Below are 16,416 nucleotides of genomic sequence, written 5' to 3'. Positions count from 1 at the left end.
TTGTCAGTCATCCTAGTTGTTAGCTTTCGTCAAAAGAATGTTAGTTTTTGCGCAGCCGCTGTGCGTTTTCAAACAGCGCTTTCTGACGATAGCCGACAAGGACAAGCCATGTTCGACTGGAACGACCTGCGGTTCTTTCTCGAGTTGCAACGCAGCGGCCGCTTGCTCACGGCCGCCCGCCGCTTGAACACCACGCACGCCACCGTCGCCCGGCATATCGAGGCCATCGAAAAAAGCCTCGGCACCGCGCTGTTCGTCCAGCACGCCCAAGGCTACGAAATGACTCCGGCGGGGGAGGCGCTGCTCAAACATGCCGAAGCCATGGAGAACGTCGCGCTGCTGGCGCAGGAGGAAATCACTCAGTCCACCGCACCGCTGGGCAAGATCCGCGTCGGTGTCACCGAAGGCTTGGGCATCATGTTTCTCGCCAGTCGCATGATCGGGTTGTTCGAGCGATATCCGGGGCTGGAAGTGGAATTGGTGGCGGTGCCGCGCTTCGTCAGCATCCTCAATCGTGAGGCGGAAATCAGCATTCACCTGGAGCGGCCGGCGGCAGACATGCTAGTCACTCGCAAACTCACCGATTACCGACTCGCGCTCTATGCCAGCCGTGACTATCTCGACAACGCGCCGCCGCTGCGCAGCCGCGAAGATCTCGGGCGGCACGCATGGATCGGCTATGTCGATGATCTGCTGTTCAGTCAGGAGCTGATGTTTCTCAACAGCTTCTGCCGCAATCCGTGCGTGGTGTTTCACAGCACCAGCGTCATCGCCCAGCAGCAGGCGGCGCGTTCGGGGCTGGGGATTGCGGTGCTGCCTTGCTACATGGCCGCGGCCGATCCGGATCTGGTGGCGCTGTTGCCGGATGAGAGCATCGAGCGCAGTTACTGGATCAGTACGCGGCGCGAGTTGCACAAGTCAGTGCGGTTGCGGGTGGTCTGGGATTATGTCGTGGGGTTGTGTGAGGCGGAGCAGGGGTTGTTGCTCAACCCCTGAGATCGAGAAACGATTCGTCAGAACGTGCCAATGCTTTTGGGTGTAGGGCTCCACACGGTGATCACCTGGTTATTGGCGCCGGTCTGCCACTGTTTCACGTCCGATGGATTCGTCTCACTGCGGATGATGCATTTCCATTCCACGGAGGTCTTTTCAGTTAAAAGGGTGAACTTGGTCTGACCGGTCCATGTCGGGTAGGCAGAGGGGGTCAGTTTCACTGCCTTGGTCACATCCCAATTGCCGATTTCCGGTAGGTTGCCGACGACGTAGGCGCTGTAGCCCGGCGTTGTCACACCGTTGTTGCACTGAAAGTCCACAGGAAGAAAATAGGTAAACGTAACGGCGCTTTGTGCGTGACTGATCAAACTCAGCATCGCCAACAAGAGAATACCCTGTGGCACATAATGACGAATCCGGAACATGTTGAACGCCTCGATTTACTGTCGTTGAGGCCAGCGTAAACCTGGCCAGACGGCAAGTAACCTGACAGAACTGACAGTCCTTTAGAGCACTTGGCGATAGTGTCACCAGGTTCTCGTCAATTCTTCTGCAATGCGCTGCCTTTGGGGCAAGATCACCCCGCCGTTCCATGCAACTTAAATCCCCCGCAAAAGGTCATTTCAATTGCGGAGGTTGAGTCATCTCGCAGAACCTCGACAACGAAGACGTTACCCGTGGCCAATCACCTCGATCGCCGCAATAACCTGTCCCTCGACAGCCTGAATTTCTTCCTCGCCGACGTGCGTGACGGGCTCGGTCCTTATCTCGCGATTTATCTGTTGGCGGTTCACCACTGGGAGCCAGCGAGCATTGGTCTGGTCATGACGATTGCCGGAATCGCTGCGCTCATCACCCAAACCCCGGCAGGTGCGCTGGTCGACAGCACACGCTTCAAACGAGCGCTGATCGCGATTGCCGCGCTGGTGGTGACCGGAAGCTGTCTGCTGCTGCCGTTCGTGACGTCATTCAGTCTGGTGGCGCTGACGCAAGCCATCAGTGCCGTTGCCGCTTCAATCTTCGCCCCCGCCATCTGCGCGATCACCCTCGGCATTACTGGACCTCGCGCCTTCACGCGAAGAACCGGGCGCAACGAAACCTTCAACCACGCCGGCAACGCCTGCGCCGCGCTGCTGGCCGGTTTGTCTGCGTACCTGTTCGGCCCGGTTGCCGTATTTTATTTGATGGCGGTCATGGCGCTGGCCAGCGTGATTGCCGTCTCGTTCGTATCGGCCGATGCCATTGATCACGATCTCGCCCGAGGTCTTTCACCCAGCGAAACGGGGCAGGGCAAGCAGCCTTCGGGGCTTTCCGTGTTGCTCACCAACAGACCGCTGCTGATGTTCGCGATTTGCTGTGCGCTGTTTCATCTGGCGAACGCGGCGATGTTGCCGCTGGTGAGTCAGAAACTGGCGCAAGCCAATCTGCAGATGGCCACGCCGCTCACCTCGGCCTGCATCGTGGCGGCGCAAATGGTGATGGTGCCGGTCGCGTTGCTGGTGGGCGCAAAGGCTGATCTGTGGGGGCGCAAGCCGTTGCTGTTGGCGGGGTTCCTGATCCTGCCCTTGCGTGGCGTGTTGTATGTGCTGTCCAACGATCCATGGTGGCTGGTGTCGGTGCAATTGCTCGATGGCATCGGCGCCGGGATTTTCGGCGCGCTGTTTCCGGTGGTGGTGAAAGACCTGACGCTGGGAACCGGGCATTTCAATGTCAGCCTGGGAGCGATTTCGACGGTGTTCGGTCTGGGCGCGGCGTTGAGCAATAGCCTGGCGGGAATTGTGGTTCAGGAGGCGGGGTACAGCGCTGCGTTTTTGACATTGGCGGCGGTGGCGATGGCGGCGCTGGTGCTGCTTTGGGTGGCGGTGCCGGAGACAGTGCAGCGGTCTGGTGTTGAATCAACCCGGCAGCCGAGTGCCGTCGTACCCTGATCTCTGATCCGGGTTCAATTTCTCAAAAAAGCGGCCGATGGAGTTCGCATACTTTCAACGGACAGACTCCATGAACAAGGCTGTTGCTTTATTGGCTCTGGTGACCCTCGTCGCAGGCTGTAAAACCACCCCGCCAACACCCCAGGAACAGAGCTTGACCGGCATGCGATGCCGGATATTCGCCACGACAAAAGACATCTCCAGAGACTGGGTCGAATACATCCGCGAGGCCAGCGACAACGGCAATCCGCAATGCCAGATTGCGCTTGGCGTACTGTATGAGTTTGGCCGTGGGCTGCCGCAAGACATGGGCAAGGCCAAAGCCCTTTATGAGTCCGTTGCTGCCGACGATGCCGCTGGTTACGAGCAGCTCGCGCGCATGGCGGAAGAGGGCAGCGGTCAAGTGGCAGACGCTAGTGAAGCGCGACGGTTGTATCAGCGAGTGCAACCTGGCAGTGCGTACAGTGATGCCCGGCTGGCGCGCTTGATGGAAGAGGGCAGAGGTGGCCCACAGGATCTGTCCGGTGCAATGACGCATTACCTGAATGCCAGCCGATACGTCGGCGACACCCCATGGGAAGGCGTTCAGCGAGTTCGTGCTCAAGGTCTGGCCATGACGGCCGAGCAGGTCGAGCGCTACAACACAATCTGGTATGAGAGTACCGGCAACAGCCTCTCCGGAACGGTGGGCGACATGGAGTTTGCCCTTAAGAAACAGATCAAACCTGGTTCCGCCAGTAAACCCGTCACGCTGGAAATCAAAGGCAAACCCGGCTCGCTGGTGCCCGAAATCATATTGGTCGAGAGTTCGGGAAACGCCGCTGTCGATCAAGCCGTGCTCGAGGCCTTTGGCAATTACCGCTTCCCCGCCGAGCCGATAATGAAGGCTAGACAAGAGTCCTGGTCATCAAAACTTTCCGTCAGGGCAGGTTTGAACTGAGACAAACGGGTGCACTTGCCGGGCCAGCGTTTGGCGTCCAATCTATCGCTCGACGACAAGGAGCGTTATCCGACACTCCGTCGTGATCTCAGGGAGCTTGCAGCATGAGCGAAGACGCAAAAGTGAAAGGCCCGGCATCCTACTTTCCTTCAATCGAAAAGAAGTACGGCCAGCCCATCGATCACTGGCTGAAGCTTCTCGCCAGTATCACCGACAAAAAACACATGGAACTGGTCACCTGGCTCAAAACCGAGCACGGCATGGGCCACGGGCATGCGAACGCGCTGGTCGCCCATCATCTGGCAAGCGGCAAAAAGTGAGGGCAGGGCAGCCATGAACTTGAACCACAGGCCGGTGAAGGCTGACGACGTCAAAACCATTTGCGGTTTTCCGCAAGGCGTTCAGGAGCTGTATTTCATGTTCCCGAAGGCGGAATTTCCGTTGACGGAAGCGCAGATGAACGCCGCGATCAGTCAGCGCTTCGACTCTACGGTTTTCGAGGTGGATGACGTGGTGGTCGGGTTCGCCAACTTCTATCGCGCCGAGCGCCAGGGTATTTGCTGCATCGGCAATGTGATCGTGGCACCGAGTGCCCGGGGCAAAGGCGTGGCCCGGTTTATCGTCGAGACCATGACTGAACTGGCCTTCGAGCGCTGGGAGGCCAAAGAGGTGCAGTTGTCCTGTTTCAACGAAAACACGGCGGGATTGCTGCTGTATCCGACGCTCGGGTTTGTGCCGTTTGATATCGAGGAACGCGCTTCGCCGGGAGGTGGGCGGACGGCGTTGATTCATATGAGGCGCAGCAGAAGTGCGGCTTGATCCACTATCGGTTTGACCGTCAGGGTTGTGCTAACTACGCTGCTTTTCATGGAAGTGTCATCTCGCACGACAAGGAGTGTCGGTTATGCGCGCAGCCGTTCGTTCGCCTTTTATCCTGAGTCTGTTTTTGCCCCTGGCATTCAGCGCCGTGGCTGCCCAGCCACCCCTGGATCCGCTGGAAACCCTGAACCGCATCAACCGCAACTACAACACCCTCAAGGATGCATGCCAGGAGCCCGACACCGGCGCCGCTCGCGGGCATTACTACTGCAGTGGCGTGACGTTGCGCATGGTCAACGACGGGCCGTTCAACCCTTGGGACTACAGCCCTTACGCGATCAAGATCGGTGCGACGTCCTACTCGTGGATTCGCAAGGATCTGAGCACGCGCATCCTCATTCACCCGGCCGGTTTCATCCTGCGCAATCCCACCGATGCAGCTGCGCTGCAACTGCCGGTCAAGGAGCAAGGCTTCACCTGCATCTACGCGTTCGATGGCGGCACCGGGCCCGAGCGCAAGTGGTATGGCTGTGGCTTCTTCGACAGCCGTGAACCGCCGCGCGCCGCACAGGGAACCATGAACAACAAGAACGCCGCGCTGGCTTATGGCACCTGCGCGGAGGCCGGGGTGAGCACTGCCGAGCAGTGGACCAACAAGTACACCGGGCTGATGAAAGGACCGATCCAGTACGGCCAGTGTTCCTGGAACGCGGAGAAACCCAGCGACTGGAATGCGATGATCCGTGTCCACGAATCGCGGGTGAACACCACCAACAAAGACCCCTTTGCCTTCAGCGCACAGGTCAACGAATTCATGTTGAAGAATGCCTCGGCCACCAACGATGGCAGCGAAAACATGAAGTACATCGACGCCTTCATCTACAACGTCAACAGCACCCAGAACTTCGCCACTCGCGGCGATCAGGCGCCACCCAAACCGGAAGACGGCCTGAACAGTGCGCGCAATTTCCAGAAGAAACTTCAGGCCCAGGGTTACAGCGTGCCGATCCTGCGGCTGGATTTCACCAAGCCGCCGGAGCAGCGCTTCAGTTATGTCGCGGCGGATCAGGCGATTGATCTGACGACCGCCGGCAACGGCCAGCCTGCACCGGTGACATCTCGCTATATTGCTTCAGCCAATTGGGTCGAGCGCCACGACCCCGGCACCGGCAAGAACGAATGGACGCTCAACGTCACGCCCACCGCTCAGGGCAAGGCGATTCAGGCCAGCGACCAGGAGGCGTTGTACAAGGAATTGTTCGCGCTGCGCGGGGCCGACAGTCAGTGGCGCGACAACGAAAAATCACCCGGCAGCATGCGTCAGCAACTCAGTTGTCTGGTGCAGAACTACCCGGGCAAGACCGAGTGGAATCTGGAACCGTTCCGCCCCGTCGTCACCCCTCAGGAAGCCGCCAAGGCCGGTTGCAACCCGCTGCCGGTCAAGGCACCGCAGTACATCGCTTCCGCCGACTGGGTCAAACGCTACGACCCGGGCACCCGTCAGGACGAATGGACCTTGAGTGTCGTGCCAACGGCGGCCGGACGCGCTTTGCCCAACGACCAAATCGATGCTCTGTACCAGCAGTTGTTCGCCCTCAAGGGCGCCGATGGCAACTGGCGCGACAACGAGAAATCCGCCGGCAGCATGCGCCTGCAATTGAACTGCGTACTGGTGAATTACCGCGCCAAGACACCGTGGAATCTTGAGCCGTTCCGGCCTGCGCTTTCGGACAGCGAGACCCGTGCGGCGGGGTGCAATCCGGTTACGCGCTAAGCCCCGCCGGGTACCGGACGTCATTGAACAGGGAAGACGAGAAGAACAATCAGGGAGAAACACGTCATGAAAGAACGCTGGAGCAGGATCGTCCCACTACTTGCGGTTCCGTTGTTTCTGCACGCGACGTCGGCCAATGCCGAGTCCTGCGAAGACACGCTGAAGCGCGTTGAAAGCTTGTACAACAACACCACCGCCAGTTGCGGCAAAGACCCGGCGTCAGACTGTTCGGGATTGCTGATTCGCGGCACTCACCGTGCCGATCCGGCAAAAGGGCAGAAGTGGGATGTCTGGAACCCAAGCCCCAAAGCGGTCGAGCTGGGCACGTTTGCCGCGTCCTACATGCGGGCCGATGGCATCAGCTACGAAGACCCCGGCATGAGCACCCAGAACGGCTACATCATCACCCCGGTCGACATGGTGCGTGACCCGGAAAATCCGGTGCACGTTTACTGCGCATTCCCCAACGATGCCTGGACCGATTTTCGCGACGACCGTGGCTGCGGTAACAACAAGAACACCAGTCAGACCGAGGCAGTCTGCCAGTCCATGGCCCCGCCGATCACCAACGTCAACGCCTGGGTCGCGCACTTCACCAAGTTCAACAACGACCGCAAGCAGGACCAGTTGCAATGCGGCTTCAACATGCGCAACCCGATGAGCAGCCAGGATCGGGTCAACGCGTTCCAGAACTTCATGGGTGCCAGACGCGTCATCAACACCCGTGAATTCCAGACCCAGACCGAGTTGCGCCTGGGCAATCCGAAGACTGATGAGTTGCCGATCCTGGCCTTTTTCTACAGCGATTCACGGGGTTTGAACGACGCCCTGGCCAACCAGCGCGACTATAAGGCCAAGACCGGCAAGGACCGCAACATCGTCAAGATCGACTTCCCAAAAACGCCGACCAGCAAGGCTACGTTCTCGTGCATCCAGACCGCGGCGCCACCGGCCCAACAGTTCTGCGACAAGTACATCGAATCCAGCACCTGGGCCCAACGCGACGACCCGAAACTCGGGCCGAAGACCTGGTCACTGCAAGTCGTGCCGACTGCTTGCGGGCGTGCGATCAAGGATGACCAGACCGACCGGATGTTTGCCGAGCTGTACAACAAACACAAAGACGACGAGCAATGGCGGATGTACAGCGTCAATGGCGGGTCATTGCGCCGCCAGCTGGTCTGTCATCTGGCCGCATCGTTCGATGGCAAGCCTGTGAGGAACAAGCCTGAGTGGAATCTTGAGCCAGCGCGGCCGTATGTGGATCAGGCGACGGCGGTGGCTCAGCGGTGTAATCCTTACTGAGGTTGTTGAGTGGTGGAGCCCTGTCTGCCGATGCCTTGGGTATCGGCAGGCAGGATTGTGAGCAGCTGTCCCTTGCTCATCAGATCAGAGGGCACTCAGCAGCGCTTCTCTTCAGGCATCACTATATTCGACTCGATCTTTTTCCCCATGCTGATGCGCGGTTCGGTCGAGTACCCCAGAGATTCGTAAAAGTTTTTGACGCCTTCATTTGTGCTGACGATTTGCAGGTTGATTTTCATGCAGCCACGCACGGTCAAGGCGACCTCGGCGTGGTGCACAAGTCTCGCGCCCAGGCCATTTCTACGATGTGCCGGGTGCACCGCAACCGAGTAGAGCCAGCCACGATGACCGTCGTATCCCGCGAGAACGGTACCGATAACGTCATGTCCTGCCAACGCTACAAAAAAGAGACCGTCCTCAACAGCCAGTTTCTTGTCGATAGCAAGGCCGGGAGTGTTATGCGCGGTTTCGTAACCGAAAACGGTTTCCCAGAGTTCCACGACACCGCGGCGATGGTGCTCATCTGAGTATTCGGCAATAGCATCCATGGTGTAGCCCTCGAAATGAAGGGACTGACGCTAGCGTCTTGGGGTAGGGAATGTCTACTTTCTCTTTTTGGCCGTCAGGGGACGCTCGCTGAGTATTCATCGTTGATGTCCCCGACTGATATTGATGCCAACACGAAGCTGATCAGTACCGGTCGACAGTTTTCGTCGACCACGGCTAAGATCGGCGTCCATTTTTTCAAGGACGATCACCCGCGATGTACCGTACGATCAACGTTCATGTCGATGAGGCCAGTTGGCCTGGTGCCGGCAAGATTCCAGATTTTCCGTCTGCGTTCACTGCCGGCGCCAGCAGTTTCAATCTGAACATCAACTCGATGTTATTGACGATCGGCTACCTGACAACACCGACTTCTGTCACTGGCGTTTCACTCGCAGAATTCTGGGCGTGGGTAAGGTATCTGGCAGCGATCACCCCCCATGATGCAGACCTGCGTTTGACAAGAAGCTATGCAGATCTTGATGCGCACCAGAAAACCATCCTGAGCGATGACTTCGGAATGGGAGTGCCGATGGTCTGGCTTATGAGGCATTTGCCATTGGCAGAGATTGTTGATGGTCGTTATTTTTTGCAGCGCTATGGTGCGAGTCATGGCGCACACCAACATCGCACCGCAAAGCGAGGGCCGAACAAGACACCTGATTTTGTGGCACGAGACCGCGATGGCAACTGGCACATCATGGAATGCAAGGGTACTCAATCGGGCGAGGCTTTCAGGGATCGTCAAATCAATTCGGGCATATCCCAGAAACTCTCGATCATATTCCCGCCCGGGCACACAGGCCAACGGTTGGTCTCAGGTCTCAGCATCGGAATTGAAGATGGCAATCCGAGTCACCTGATGATCATTGATCCAGTCCCAGACGATCCTGTAACAATTGCCGAAAGTGAAATGGAGTTTGCCAAGGATGCCGCAACCCGTGGCGTAATGGCCAAATTGCTTCGGTCGACAGGCTTCGAGGTTGCCGCAGAGGCGCTAGCGGCACCGTTCGGCAAACCACAGGCCATGCCTCCCTCGAAAGGAAAAGCGGATAAGAAACGCGTCGAGTACCTGATGGATCGAGACCGGCGCGCACGAGAAGAGCTGCTGGAAAGTACCTCAAGGCATCACCTTTTCGATGATCGCTATCGAGGTCGAGAGGTTGCTTTTCAATTGCCGAGACCCATCTATATTCAAGGCGCTGCGATTTCAAAAGTTACCGTAAGACAAGGTATCAATCTGGATGCACTCGATCTGCTCCGAGAGCAACCTACCATCGAGACATTGGTCGACCCATCCCGTAATCATTGGATCGATATGATGGGAACAAACATTATTGACGATGACGACAAAACCGCGACGCTGCAAATCGGGGACATTTTCCGCTCCGAGTTGATTCTTGAATGATGGCTTGATGGCTAGTCCCAATTCATTCCAGATTGTTCTGCTGCACGGTGCCGTAAAGATTCATCTTGCGATACGGCGTGGAGCGCAAAATACCAGCGGATTTTCCAGCGCCGGCGGTGCAACGGCTACAGCAGACAGGCGGAGAAAATAAATCAGGCCCCATTTTTAGGGGGAGCCGCTCTGATCGTCCATCACCCTTATGGACGATCAGAGCATCACGCGGGTCAGAGATTCGGGGTGTAAGAGAAACCTTGCGAAGCTTCGCTATCGGAGAACGGCGTAACCGGAGATTTCTTGTTGAACAGGCCATTGATGACCGAGCCAGGGAACATTTCGATGGAGTTGTTGAACAGCTCGACGTTCCGGTTGTAAATGGTGATGGCCGCGCCGACATTCTCTTGCTGTTCGGCAATTTCACGCATCATGTTGTTCGCCGCTTCCGATGCTTTCAGATCGGGGTAAGCCTCAAACGCGATGTGCAAGCCACCCATCAGCGCCTTCGTGGCGGTTTCAACGGTCGCGAGGGCATTGCCGTCCGCTCCGGCAGGAAGGCTTTTTACGGCGCTGCGAAGGCTGGCTATTTTTTCGAGGAGGCTGGCCTCAAAGACCATGAAGTCTGCGAGCACCTTTTGCAGTTGATCGAGAATCTTCGTCTTCTGGCGTTCGTAAACGAGGACGTCCGCCCAGGCACGTTGTACTCGATTGTGCCCCCCGATAATGCCGTTGTAGATGACGAAGCCCGTCACGATTATGACTGCAGCGATAATGGCGGAGAGGGCGAGTGGGATGTCCATGTCTTACTTCTCTTGGCGGTTTTTTGGGAGAGAGGAGGTAAAGTTGTCGTCGTGCAGCTCACTGAGTGCATGGCTCCATTGGAGCGCAGACATCAGGCGTGGCAGATCGACACCAGCAGAAATTTCTGCGTAAAACTCGTTGGGTGAAGACAGCGAAAATTGAGTACCGAACGCGAGCAGGTCGCTATCCGCGAAGCTCAGGCAGAGCTTTCCACTGTCGGCGAACTCCAGGTTCGGACGATGGAGAATGTTGAACAGCTTCAGCAAGTGGAGCACCGTCGAAGGCTTGATGAATTTCGCACAGAGCATCTCGCTGCCACCCGTCAAACGGAACGCTTTATTAAAATCCGGAGAAGCGGTGTCCATGCGGCACGGATAGTCGTTCTCTGACTGATCATCAGATCTGACCGATACCCCGGTGACCCATGGAAAGTCGATGACCAGACTGTACCTGTCGTAATGGTCATAAATCACTCGAGTCTCCGTTTTTGTTTTTCCCTGGTCGTCGGTAACAGTGGTTTTCTCCGTTCGTTTGTTGATGTAGTGCAGCCGGTGGTACTCGTAAGGGAGGTTGCGGAGCGTGCCGGTAAATACACCCTGCATCGAATCGATCAACTCGCGGCTGTAGTTGCCCCGCCAGTAATCACTAAACTGCGCATCCAGCTTTTTGAGGGTCAAGCTCGAGTCTTCTTGCAGGTGAGTCAATCCGTTGTGGAAGTAGGATGACCGTCGAGCAATTTTGCTACTGAGTGCAGGCAAGCGATCAGATTTGGATTTCATCCATAGCAGACTCCAAATGGCAGACACGATGCCAAGCAAGCCAGAGCCCATGCCGAACAAGACGGGATCAATTTGCAGCCGGTAAAAAAAAGAAGCGACGTTACGGGAATCCAGATACCCATAAAGGGCCACAGTGCTCGCAATCAATAACATGCCAGTGCCAAAAAACCACCATGCGCGTGTGTAATTGAACTTGAGCGGGCCATTGTACATGGCGAACTCACGGATCACCCCCAATAGGTCTTCCTTGGATCTAGCCCTGTCAAGGCTGGCTTCGCTGACGGCCAGCAACTTATTTAATCGCGCGTTCTGCGATGTGTTGGGCATGTAGACATCCATCAACGAGAGCAAGGTAGATGACTCACAGAAACATTGGGATGGCATGTTGGTCCCGCGTCCCCCGTAGGCACAGGACGGTGGTCAATGAAACCGGTAAAACACACGACCGCAATGCTTTCGTTCAAAGGCTTGAAGTCGGCGAGTGTAAGGTTTTCGGATTCAATGGGAAGAGCGGGTGATTCATGGATGCCTGGTGCGGGAGCAATGGCCCAGATTGAGGATTTGACTCTATTCATAATCTCTCAGTAATTTTGAAAAAAAAGTGGACAATATTGGTTCTGGCCGAAAGCGGTCAGTCATGAGCAACTGGTTACGGCCAGTCCCAGGGGGCAAGGGCGAACTTTCTCAATACTGCAACGCCACTCTTGCGCCCGCTGGGTCCCGAAGGGGCGTTCCCCCACCCTTTAGTAGAGGTTTATGAATTCAGACCCCACAGCCGACTCGTCCACAAAATATATTCTTTAGTTTCTTGTATCAAGCCCGCCCATTTGATTCGGGGTACTCCGTGTGATGTGGCCGTCGCTGTAATAAGTATCCTGCCCTCCGTTTATGTTTGAAGTGCTTTGAGATGTACGGCCATCGCTGTAGGTGGTGTTTTGCCCACCCATCTGGTTGGAGCTACTTTGTGACGTGCTGCCATCACTGTAACGAACAGATTGTCCGCCATTAATGTTCGGACTGCTTGTTGAAGTTCGGCCATCGCTATAGAAGGTATTCAGTCCTCCCAAGCTGTTGCTAGTGCTAATAGAGGTTGTACCATCATCATATGTGCAGTTGTAACCGCCGGTCGAGTTGGCGCTGCAAGTTTCAGCAATGGCTTGATATACCGGTGAGGCGAACAAGATCGAACCCAGCAGGACAACTTTCAGATTCATGGCGGTTCCTTGTGAGAGCTATCGAGATAGTAAGTAAAGTAAGTGGTTTTCACGCGGCTGTGTGGAGTTTGAATTTTTGGTATGCAAGAGGAAATGCAGTGGTTTGGTTCCTCGAACTCCTTGAATAAGACTAGAGAGAAAGGCTGTTTTGCACATCACATTGGAGCTAATGGAGGTGGCAAGCTGCCATTATCTATACAGACTTTACGACCCTAATTAAGTTTCCGTCACGTGAGCTTATTTTTTAGCCGACACAACGTGAGCGTTTCGCGAGGTTACGTTTTCGGCCAGGGTGAGGCGCGCTGGTTACGATGCTGTCCGATTTGGCTTGTAAACAACCACTCGCGAACGTCTGCTAATGGCCGATTGTCTTCACGCAGAGGCGGCCGATATTGACTGTGGGTTCAACCGGCAGACGTCTGATCACGTTATTCAACGGCGCTGCGCAGTGGTGTAATCCGTACTGAGGTTTTTCGCGGTGAGATTCGGTCTGCCGATGCCGTGGGTGTCGGCAGACCGGTTTGTTTTCCGTTGGTCAAACAGCGTATTGACATATCGAATAATCTCGATATTATCGCGGCATGGACCTGATCGAAGTATTCAAAGCACTCTCAAACCCGGTACGGCTTGAAATCCTGAAAGGCTTGAAGGACCCCGTAAAGAACTTCCCCCCGCAGGATGAGGGCGACGTTCACACGGTGGGCGTGTGTGTGAGCAGTATTCAAGAGGGCATCGGACTCTCGCAGTCAACGGTGTCCGGTTATCTTGCAACGCTGCAGCGCGTGGGCCTGGTTGAAGTCAGGCGCATCGGTCAGTGGACCTACTACAAGCGCAATGAAGCCAACATCAGCGCTTTGGCCGAGGTCATAGGGAAAGAGCTGTAAAAAAATTTACCGCATTATATCGAGATATCTCGATATCCCTTATTATCGATACGAGGACTTACCATGAAAGCGATGCTGCTTGAATCATTTGGCAACCCGGAATCGTTCACACTCTGCGACGTACCCAAGCCCGTGCCGGAAGCGGGGCAAGTGCTGGTCCGGGTACACGCCACCTCGATCAATCCGCTGGATTACCAGGTCCGACGCGGCGACTATCCCGACCTGGTACAACTGCCGGCCATCACCGGACATGACATCTCCGGCGTAGTCGAAGCGGTTGGCCCGGGCGTGACGGCTTTCGCACCGGGCGACGAAGTCTGGTACACGCCGCAAATCTTCGATGGCCCCGGCAGCTATGCCGAATACCACGTGGCGTCCGCCAGCATCATCGGCAAAAAGCCGCGCTCGCTGAGCCATCTCGAAGCGGCCAGTCTGAGCCTGGTGGGCGGGACGGCATGGGAAGCCCTGATCGTGCGGGCGGCGCTCAGAGTGGGGGAGAGCATTCTGATCCACGGCGGCGCAGGAGGCGTCGGACACGTCGCCATTCAGCTCGCCAAAGCGATGGGCGCCAAAGTGTTCACCACCGCGCGCGAAGCAAACGCCGAGTTCGTCCGCCGCATGGGCGCCGATGTGGTCATCGACTACGAAAAGGAAGACTACGTCGACGCCATCCTGCGAGAAACCAATGGCCTCGGAGTGGACGTGGTGTTCGACACCATCGGCGGCGACACCCTGTCGCGCAGCCCCGACGCCCTCGCACAACTTGGCCGCGTGGTCTCGATCGTCGACATCGCCCGGCCACAAAACCTGGTTCAGGCCTGGGGCAAGAACGCGAGCTATCACTTCGTTTTTACTCGCCAGAATCGCGGCAAGCTCGATGAATTGAGTGCCCTGGTGGAACGCGGTCAACTGCGGCCACATGTTGGCGCGGTGTATTCGCTTGCGGAGATTCCGCTGGCCCATGCTCGGTTGGAAAGTCCCAACAATGGTCTTCAGGGGAAAATTGCGATTGCGGTCGAGCCGGCGCTTCGGGCGGGTTCTGTGGGGGATGCGTCATGATTTATGAGATCGCTTTGTTGCCTGTTCACGCAGAACGTGTTGATGAGTTCCGGCGTGCATTTGGCCAGGTTGCGTCTTTGCTACGCCGGGCAAAGGGGTACGGCGGGCACATGCTTGCGCAGGGTATTGAAACGCCGGAGCGGTTCAACTTGATTGTGCGGTGGGAATCGCTTGAGGCTCATACGGATTTTGAGGCGGGGGAGGATCACAGGGTCTTTATGTTGGGGCTGGAGGGGTATTTTTCGGAGGAGCCGCAGGTTTATCACATTGAGGGGGCGGGTTTTAGTGCTGGTGAAGGTGATGGGGCGCTTTGGCCCGGAAACTGAAACATGCTTTTGTGATGAGGGCGCCGGACTGGGTGACAGTCCGGCTTTTGTCCGGAGTTAAACGCGGTGCGCATTGGTTGTTTAAACCAGTCCTACAGTCACACCCGGATGCCCACAGCGCCTTGCGCCGTCCCCTACACCTAAGACAGAATCCGCCGGCTTGTGCGTCTGGACCCCCGACCGTAACTTGATTCCCGTTACTGCCAATCAGTGATCGGGTCTGCAAGCCCGCCGGAAAACCAGTCGCACAGCCTGCCAAAAGGACGCTCGTTCGCGTCCGCTCAATGGCGGCTTTGTGCGGGAGACCCTCGGGTCTGCCGGGTGCCTGGTTTCCCGGTCTTGCAGACCCGCACATGGCTGCCACCCATCATCTGCAAGTGATGCTGGTAGCTCCTATTGAAGAATCAGGAGTTTCACCATGATCAAACCAACACCGAATCCCCCGGAAACCGATCCGGTTTCCCCCTATAAATTCCCCGACTCCCGAACCTTGAACGAGGCCGCCGAACGCGCGCTCGATCATTACCTCACTCCGCAGCAACGGGTCATGGGGAGTCACCACAAACACGATCCGATGTACCTGGCCAATCCGGCGTACGACATCGAATCACTGCTCGCCAACGCCAGCGAATCTCTCGGTTCGGCCAGCGAAATGCTCAACAACTTTGCGGCCACGCTGGAGCCCGCTCACCGTAAGACTGCGATAGGGATTGCGCAGATTGTGATGCTCGGGGAATTGGCGGTGAATCAGGCGTTGGATAACGTCGAACTGAAGACTTAAGGCTGTCCTTCAGTAAAAAGGGAGCAGATTCACTACCTGAATCTGCTCCCTTTTTTGTTTTGAGCTCAGCCGTTGGCGTTTGCTCTCTTTTCCGCCGTCACGATGCAAGCCTTGTAGAAATTGGAATGGAAATCGCTGATCGCTTTCTGCTGCAAATTCTCGCTTGAGTATTGAGGAATCTCGTACGCCTCGCGGATCAACGACTTGAACACCTCACCCACATACTCGTTCTGCTTACCTGTCGCTTCGGCCAGTTCCAACACCGAAGCCATGGGCACGCCTTGCTGTCTGGTTTTCATGACCTGTTTGGCCGAGTTTTCTATACGTTGGCACTCTTCTAGCTCTTCCTGCGGCACGGGAGAGGCAAGAGCGGAAAAGCTGATGGCGAAGGTTACTGCTGCTGCCAGACATTGTTTGTGCACGAGGTGTCGTCCCTGGTTTTGAGGCTGAACCTTAGCATTCGTGGCTCGGCGCCACCATTGTTGGCAAAGGGAGGGGGTAGTAGTCAAAAATCCGGTGCTTTACCGGGCTCTGAACGCTTGAAAATTCAAAAAAATTAAATCTGTCTCATTATTTCGTGGGGCTTGGGAAATAGGCTCATGCTATCAGGCTAAGAAAGTCGCAAGGACACAAGCTGAAATTGAGCCATTAGTGTCGACCCTCCGGGCAAAAACGAAGGGCGTTATGTTTATAAATGTCAGTGAAACGGCTAAGCGTTATATCGATAGGTTTGGTGTTCTACGTGGTAGTTGTAATCATTGGGACGTGCAAAGGAAATAGTCACCGTTTTTATTTCAGTGATGAATGGAATCTGTGCTCGAAAAAATCGGTTCTGGTCGCCTCCGCCTTTCCAAACTGCTTGTGT

18 protein-coding genes are annotated in these 16,416 nt (G+C 56.2%); 12 read left to right on the top strand and 6 right to left on the bottom strand.

The window, feature by feature from the left end; all coding sequences use genetic code 11:
• The first annotated feature begins 108 nt into the window (after positions 1–108).
• Complete coding sequence (locus tag AC07N4_RS04490; protein ID WP_493065049.1) at positions 109–996, top strand: LysR family transcriptional regulator; 888 nt, start codon at positions 109–111, stop codon at positions 994–996.
• A gap of 17 nt (positions 997–1,013) precedes the next feature.
• Here the strand turns inward: AC07N4_RS04490 and AC07N4_RS04485 are convergent, their stop codons facing one another.
• A complete protein-coding gene (locus tag AC07N4_RS04485) occupies positions 1,014–1,418 on the bottom strand; it encodes a carbohydrate-binding module family 20 domain-containing protein (RefSeq protein ID WP_493065048.1) in 405 nt (134 codons plus the stop codon).
• Positions 1,419–1,670: 252 nt separating this feature from the next.
• On the opposite strand from AC07N4_RS04485, the gene AC07N4_RS04480 reads away from it, so the two are divergent.
• The 6 genes from AC07N4_RS04480 to AC07N4_RS04455 all read left to right on the top strand — a co-directional run bounded on the left by AC07N4_RS04480 (position 1,671) and on the right by AC07N4_RS04455 (position 7,759).
• A complete protein-coding gene (locus AC07N4_RS04480; RefSeq protein ID WP_493065047.1) occupies positions 1,671–2,921 on the top strand; it encodes an MFS transporter in 1,251 nt (416 codons plus the stop codon).
• A gap of 70 nt (positions 2,922–2,991) precedes the next feature.
• The gene (locus AC07N4_RS04475) at positions 2,992–3,861 is read left to right on the top strand and encodes a tetratricopeptide repeat protein (RefSeq protein WP_493065046.1); all 870 of its coding nucleotides are present in this window, start codon (positions 2,992–2,994) and stop codon (positions 3,859–3,861) included.
• 104 nt (positions 3,862–3,965) lie between these two features.
• On the top strand, positions 3,966–4,181 hold the full coding sequence (locus tag AC07N4_RS04470; protein WP_102622053.1) for a DUF4287 domain-containing protein: 216 nt from the start codon (positions 3,966–3,968) through the stop codon (positions 4,179–4,181).
• Positions 4,182–4,194: 13 nt separating this feature from the next.
• Positions 4,195–4,680: a GNAT family N-acetyltransferase gene (locus AC07N4_RS04465; protein ID WP_493065045.1), complete on the top strand. Its 486-nt coding sequence runs from the start codon at positions 4,195–4,197 to the stop codon at positions 4,678–4,680.
• An 85-nt stretch (positions 4,681–4,765) separates the two neighbouring features.
• Positions 4,766–6,454, top strand: coding sequence for a DUF2599 domain-containing protein (locus tag AC07N4_RS04460; protein ID WP_493065044.1), 1,689 nt, complete (start codon positions 4,766–4,768; stop codon positions 6,452–6,454).
• A gap of 66 nt (positions 6,455–6,520) precedes the next feature.
• Entirely contained in the window at positions 6,521–7,759 is a 1,239-nt protein-coding gene (locus AC07N4_RS04455) for a DUF2599 domain-containing protein (protein WP_096820164.1), read from the top strand.
• A 95-nt stretch (positions 7,760–7,854) separates the two neighbouring features.
• Here the strand turns inward: AC07N4_RS04455 and AC07N4_RS04450 are convergent, their stop codons facing one another.
• Positions 7,855–8,307, bottom strand: a complete 453-nt coding sequence (locus tag AC07N4_RS04450) for a GNAT family acetyltransferase (protein ID WP_102622050.1) — start codon at positions 8,305–8,307, stop codon at positions 7,855–7,857.
• 335 nt (positions 8,308–8,642) lie between these two features.
• Between AC07N4_RS04450 and AC07N4_RS04445 the strand changes: the two genes are divergently transcribed.
• A complete protein-coding gene (locus AC07N4_RS04445; RefSeq protein ID WP_102622093.1) occupies positions 8,643–9,713 on the top strand; it encodes a hypothetical protein in 1,071 nt (356 codons plus the stop codon).
• Between the two features lie 224 nt (positions 9,714–9,937).
• On the opposite strand, the gene AC07N4_RS04440 is transcribed toward AC07N4_RS04445, so the two are convergent.
• The 3 genes from AC07N4_RS04440 to AC07N4_RS04430 all read right to left on the bottom strand — a co-directional run bounded on the left by AC07N4_RS04440 (position 9,938) and on the right by AC07N4_RS04430 (position 12,501).
• Positions 9,938–10,507, bottom strand: coding sequence for a LemA family protein (locus tag AC07N4_RS04440; protein ID WP_493065043.1), 570 nt, complete (start codon positions 10,505–10,507; stop codon positions 9,938–9,940).
• Between the two features lie 3 nt (positions 10,508–10,510).
• Entirely contained in the window at positions 10,511–11,614 is a 1,104-nt protein-coding gene (locus AC07N4_RS04435; RefSeq protein ID WP_493065042.1) for a hypothetical protein, read from the bottom strand.
• 473 nt (positions 11,615–12,087) lie between these two features.
• Positions 12,088–12,501 carry a hypothetical protein gene (locus AC07N4_RS04430; RefSeq protein WP_102622047.1) on the bottom strand — a complete coding sequence of 138 codons (414 nt, stop codon included), beginning with the start codon at positions 12,499–12,501 and terminating at the stop codon, positions 12,088–12,090.
• Between the two features lie 581 nt (positions 12,502–13,082).
• Here AC07N4_RS04430 and AC07N4_RS04425 point away from each other — a divergent pair.
• The 4 genes from AC07N4_RS04425 to AC07N4_RS04410 all read left to right on the top strand — a co-directional run bounded on the left by AC07N4_RS04425 (position 13,083) and on the right by AC07N4_RS04410 (position 15,551).
• The gene (locus AC07N4_RS04425) at positions 13,083–13,385 is read left to right on the top strand and encodes an ArsR/SmtB family transcription factor (protein ID WP_007950555.1); all 303 of its coding nucleotides are present in this window, start codon (positions 13,083–13,085) and stop codon (positions 13,383–13,385) included.
• A gap of 63 nt (positions 13,386–13,448) precedes the next feature.
• Positions 13,449–14,444, top strand: coding sequence for a zinc-dependent alcohol dehydrogenase family protein (locus AC07N4_RS04420; protein ID WP_493065041.1), 996 nt, complete (start codon positions 13,449–13,451; stop codon positions 14,442–14,444).
• Positions 14,441–14,770, top strand: coding sequence for an antibiotic biosynthesis monooxygenase family protein (locus tag AC07N4_RS04415; protein ID WP_102622045.1), 330 nt, complete (start codon positions 14,441–14,443; stop codon positions 14,768–14,770). Before AC07N4_RS04420 ends, AC07N4_RS04415 begins: the two co-directional genes overlap by 4 nt.
• A 418-nt stretch (positions 14,771–15,188) precedes the next feature.
• Complete coding sequence (locus tag AC07N4_RS04410) at positions 15,189–15,551, top strand: DUF6124 family protein (RefSeq protein WP_102622044.1); 363 nt, start codon at positions 15,189–15,191, stop codon at positions 15,549–15,551.
• Positions 15,552–15,616: 65 nt separating this feature from the next.
• Here the strand turns inward: AC07N4_RS04410 and AC07N4_RS04405 are convergent, their stop codons facing one another.
• Complete coding sequence (locus AC07N4_RS04405) at positions 15,617–15,973, bottom strand: hypothetical protein (protein ID WP_102622043.1); 357 nt, start codon at positions 15,971–15,973, stop codon at positions 15,617–15,619.
• Positions 15,974–16,416: the final 443 nt, after the last annotated feature.

The sequence above is a fragment of the Pseudomonas sp. GW821-FHT09E04 genome, from assembly GCF_059416185.1.
This window is presented reverse-complemented; position numbering and strand designations above follow the sequence as displayed.

What these genes read in the sequence shown, in the direction of transcription:
- AC07N4_RS04490 (WP_493065049.1), top strand. Translation starts at nt 109, where the DNA reads ATGTTCGACTGGAACGACCTGCGGTTCTTTCTCGAGTTGCAACGCAGC.
- AC07N4_RS04485 (WP_493065048.1), bottom strand. Translation starts at nt 1,418, where the DNA reads ATGTTCCGGATTCGTCATTATGTGCCACAGGGTATTCTCTTGTTGGCG.
- AC07N4_RS04475 (WP_493065046.1), top strand. Translation starts at nt 2,992, where the DNA reads ATGAACAAGGCTGTTGCTTTATTGGCTCTGGTGACCCTCGTCGCAGGC.
- AC07N4_RS04470 (WP_102622053.1), top strand. Translation starts at nt 3,966, where the DNA reads ATGAGCGAAGACGCAAAAGTGAAAGGCCCGGCATCCTACTTTCCTTCA.
- AC07N4_RS04465 (WP_493065045.1), top strand. Translation starts at nt 4,195, where the DNA reads ATGAACTTGAACCACAGGCCGGTGAAGGCTGACGACGTCAAAACCATT.
- AC07N4_RS04460 (WP_493065044.1), top strand. Translation starts at nt 4,766, where the DNA reads ATGCGCGCAGCCGTTCGTTCGCCTTTTATCCTGAGTCTGTTTTTGCCC.
- AC07N4_RS04455 (WP_096820164.1), top strand. Translation starts at nt 6,521, where the DNA reads ATGAAAGAACGCTGGAGCAGGATCGTCCCACTACTTGCGGTTCCGTTG.
- AC07N4_RS04450 (WP_102622050.1), bottom strand. Translation starts at nt 8,307, where the DNA reads ATGGATGCTATTGCCGAATACTCAGATGAGCACCATCGCCGCGGTGTC.
- AC07N4_RS04445 (WP_102622093.1), top strand. Translation starts at nt 8,643, where the DNA reads ATGTTATTGACGATCGGCTACCTGACAACACCGACTTCTGTCACTGGC.
- AC07N4_RS04440 (WP_493065043.1), bottom strand. Translation starts at nt 10,507, where the DNA reads ATGGACATCCCACTCGCCCTCTCCGCCATTATCGCTGCAGTCATAATC.
- AC07N4_RS04435 (WP_493065042.1), bottom strand. Translation starts at nt 11,614, where the DNA reads ATGCCCAACACATCGCAGAACGCGCGATTAAATAAGTTGCTGGCCGTC.
- AC07N4_RS04430 (WP_102622047.1), bottom strand. Translation starts at nt 12,501, where the DNA reads ATGAATCTGAAAGTTGTCCTGCTGGGTTCGATCTTGTTCGCCTCACCG.
- AC07N4_RS04425 (WP_007950555.1), top strand. Translation starts at nt 13,083, where the DNA reads ATGGACCTGATCGAAGTATTCAAAGCACTCTCAAACCCGGTACGGCTT.
- AC07N4_RS04420 (WP_493065041.1), top strand. Translation starts at nt 13,449, where the DNA reads ATGAAAGCGATGCTGCTTGAATCATTTGGCAACCCGGAATCGTTCACA.
- AC07N4_RS04415 (WP_102622045.1), top strand. Translation starts at nt 14,441, where the DNA reads ATGATTTATGAGATCGCTTTGTTGCCTGTTCACGCAGAACGTGTTGAT.
- AC07N4_RS04410 (WP_102622044.1), top strand. Translation starts at nt 15,189, where the DNA reads ATGATCAAACCAACACCGAATCCCCCGGAAACCGATCCGGTTTCCCCC.